The sequence below is a fragment of the Terriglobales bacterium genome, from assembly GCA_035567895.1.
Taxonomy (GTDB): domain Bacteria; phylum Acidobacteriota; class Terriglobia; order Terriglobales; family Acidobacteriaceae; genus Gp1-AA112.
The window spans coordinates 1-3,688 of sequence record DATMPC010000040.1 but is presented as its reverse complement, the minus strand read 5'-3'; the positions used below and the strand labels follow the sequence as shown (position 1 = coordinate 3,688).

The window sequence follows — 3,688 nt, the reverse complement described above, 5'->3', positions numbered from 1 at the left end:
ATCAAATGATGGCGCGGGTTGGGCAGGACCTCCTGCAATGGACCGCGTTCGATCCCATGATAGCGCCGATAAGGGCCTCGACACACGCGTACGACACCAACCGCCAGGAAGCCGAGAGGCTGCATATCGAAGAGGCAATCAGCTATCTGCGCCAGGCGCCGGTTTCGAATGACGCCACGGCCTTGACACAGGTGCAACTCGATACCGTAATCGGCAAGCTAAAACTGCGGGAGATACTCTTCGGCGGCTTGGGGACCGACAACCAGGCGGCCCGAGTAGGAATGCAATCGGACTTTGAGCAGGAGCGCATCCGCAGCCGGAACAGGGAACTTCTGCGGCAATGGGCAGAAAAGACAGGATTGATATTTGAGCCGCTGAATCTGAATGGAGACCAGGCCCATTTCGCCATCCTTTGGTTCCCTCAGTCGGAATCAGCCGAGCCAGAGAACCTTTCGCTGCAGTCGATCTGGAAACTCTTAGCCATTCGAAATCCGTGGACCGACGAGAGCCTGAAGAACTGGAAAGGTCCCGTTTACCAGCGCACGCTCGATAAGAACAGTTCGGTAGGCGTTATTCCGCTGGCGGTCTACAGCCTTGATTATCCGAAGCAGCCGCTGATCCTGATGGATTTTCGGCACAAGCTGAGCACGCGGCGACGCGAAGTGGCGCAGCGCTCGGTCAACGAACTGATTACCGGAGTGCTCGGAATTTCGCATTTCGCAGATTGGTACTTCTATATCGCTTTCGATCTCCACCGCTTTATTGTTGGGCGGCGCGGAGCGGCGCTGGACGAAGCTTCCCGGCTTGACTGCTATTCGGATTTCCGCGTCAATCTGGCGCTCGATCGCACGATTGATCCATCGCTCAAGAAAGACATGGAAACCCGACTCCGGTGGCTGGCGGTGAATCCGCTCGAAGCTGCGCCGCAACGCGAAATTCAGAATGCGATTGCGCGCTACAAAGTGCTCGAGAAAGCAGCCGACGATGGCGATTTGATAGCGCGAGTCGATCGGGAACATCGCTTCGAGTTGTCCTCCTTCGGCGAAAGCGAGAGGACGAAACTAACGAAAAGCATGCTTCATGTTGCCACCTTGGGTTTTTATAAGCAGCAGGCCAAAACCAATGACATTTTCATGCTCCAGCACGAGCGCCACGTAACGTATCAGTTGAACTTCTTGGACTCACTCATTCAGGCTCAAACTCCACCTGAGATTAGTTACGACAGTGAATGTATCAAGTCATCTGTGCGTGAACTAAGCAGTTTGATGTCGTCGATCGCGGCACCCGCTGTGCGGTCGCACGCGGAAGCGACCTTGGAACATCTGAAGAATCTATCGAAAGATGATGATCTGCGAACAGACTGCACAACGGCACTTGCTCTTATGAAGCAAACCGATGCTTTCATACGTGTCAGATCGGCCAAACTTGCAGCCTCTTCTACCAGCGCCCCTGACGGCTTTTCTAATGGGGGAACGGAATGATTCGCGTCCTCGCAATGATCCTGCTCGCATGTACGCTTGCATACGGTGTTGAGTTGCCCGCAAAGCGAGTCGTCCTTCTCAAGATCGACGGCCTGAATGCGGATTTGCTCTATCGCAACATGCAAGAGAAAGATCCAACCACGGGAAAACCTCGGCTGCCATGGTTCGCTCGTATCTTCAGCCAGAGCGGCACGGTGTTCGAAAACTTCTACACGCGCGGCATCAGCCTGTCAGCGCCGTCGTGGTCGATGTTAGACACCGGCCAACACACCGTTATTCGAGGTAACGCAGAGTACGACCGCTACACGGGTGAGGTTTACGACTATCTGAATTTCTTCCCTTTCTATCTCGGCTACGCACGAGGCCGCGAAGTGGACATGCCGGGCGTGGAAGTGCTGGATGCTGCCGGGATTCCGCTCTCGATCGATGCGTTCGGCTACACGCACACGCACGAGAGCTTCCAATTGTTTCAGCGTGGCGTTCGGTGGCCGACTCTGGAGCATGCACTCGGTCGGCACTTTTCAAAGAGCCATCTACTCGCGAGGCTTGAACACGCAGGCCCGCCCTCTTTCGAGGAAGAACTCGATGACGAAACAACGTCCGAACTCACAGCGGCACTGCAGGAGCCTGAAATTGTCTATCTGGATTTCTTTACCGGTAGCCTGGATCATACGGCCCACGCCACGAACGATCCCGCTGCTCTCCACGAAGTATTGCGGCGACTTGACACCTTGGCAGGACGTATTTGGACCGCTATCCAGAACAGTCCGATGGCGGACCAGACCATTTTTGCCGTGGTTTCGGACCACGGGATGAACAACGTTCCGGGAATCATTAGTCAGACCTTCCCCCTTCCTGATCTGTTCAATAGCGCTGATGGCGGGGCCCACCATGTGATGACGGATCGTTACGAGCTCAGCGACTACAAGCTGAAGGGGCTAGATCCGCTAGTTCACCGAGTCACTACGCCGAGCACATCTTCGTTCTACCTGTCGGGGGAAGCGTCGCGATATCCCACAGCATGGCTCGACACTGACGGAAACGAGCGTGCCGCAGTGCATTTACGTAACAGTGACCTGAATAAGATTCATATCCTGCTGAAGGAGCTTGCAAGGCCGGAACTGCAACCCCAAGTGCGGAAAGCCGCTGCAGCTTACCTGCGCGAGACAATCGATCGCCATCGGGAGCAATGGACCAAAACTGCCAACGACCTAGATGAGGAATTGGCGGCCTTAAAGCAACAGATTGAATTCCGCAAACAAGTCACTGCAGAGCAGCCGAAGAAGTGGACTCCCGACCAAATCGCAGCCGGTGACGACAAGGCAGGGCGACGCCTTCAAGGCCAGTTGCATGCCTGGGAACGGAAGTATACGAGTTACACTGCCTATGTCTCGCATGTGCGCAGATTGCTTGCTTTGAATCCTGATCCGAGCCGCCTGCTACGGATGAAGATTGAAAATCTCGTCCCGGAGCTCTCGGCAGGCGATAACAATTCCATTCGCGACCTGCAGCACTATGTTGTAGGTCCCTCGCCAGACGGACTGGCGCTTGATGCTGCCGGTCACCTCGATCCCGAACGTTCGTTCCGCTACGTGGACAATTTCGAACTGCTAGCTTCACAGCGAGTGCGCAACAATCCACAGTCAGCACTGTCTTCGAAGCCTATCGATTTCATCGCCGCGTCGTTGCCGGACACTGATTCGGGCCATGCCTATTGGTTGTACGGCGACGAAGATCATCAACTTCTCATCCTGACTGATCGTGAAGGAAACATTGCTGTCCGACCGGTTGCTCATTTGCATCAGGGCCAGGAAGGCAAAGTGAGCTGGTCGGAACAATCTTGGGCTTCTGGATTTCCACTGCACCTGTTCGAAGATTCGGAGCTTCACTTGTCCGCCGGAAGTGAACGCCGCACCTGGCTGAGCGCATGGCATACCGAGCGCGAGTGGATGCACGCGGTGCACCGGTGCGAATACTCAAATGCGGTGATTGGTATGACGGAAGAGTTATCGCCGGTCGCAACCAATGTTCCCGGGCCGCAGGGCGTTAACCCGATCTTGCTGCGCTTCGAGCGTCGGCGGCGCGAACTGGTGCAGGCTGATTTCCATGTCTTTGCGTCGGACCACTGGAACTTCAATTCTCGCTTTCCGAATCCCGGCGGAAATCACGGAGGCTTCTTTCGCATTTCCACACATTCTGTCTGGATG

Annotated in this window: 2 protein-coding genes; both read left to right on the top strand. The window is 55.3% G+C overall.

Annotated elements, in window-relative coordinates:
• Positions 1-1,481, top strand: a 1,481-nt coding sequence (locus VNX88_08915) for a hypothetical protein (GenBank protein HWY68772.1), incomplete at its 5' end; no start/stop codon positions are given.
• Positions 1,478-3,688: alkaline phosphatase family protein (locus VNX88_08910; GenBank protein ID HWY68771.1), on the top strand; the 2,211-nt coding region annotated here is incomplete at its 3' end. The genes VNX88_08915 and VNX88_08910, both read left to right, overlap by 4 nt.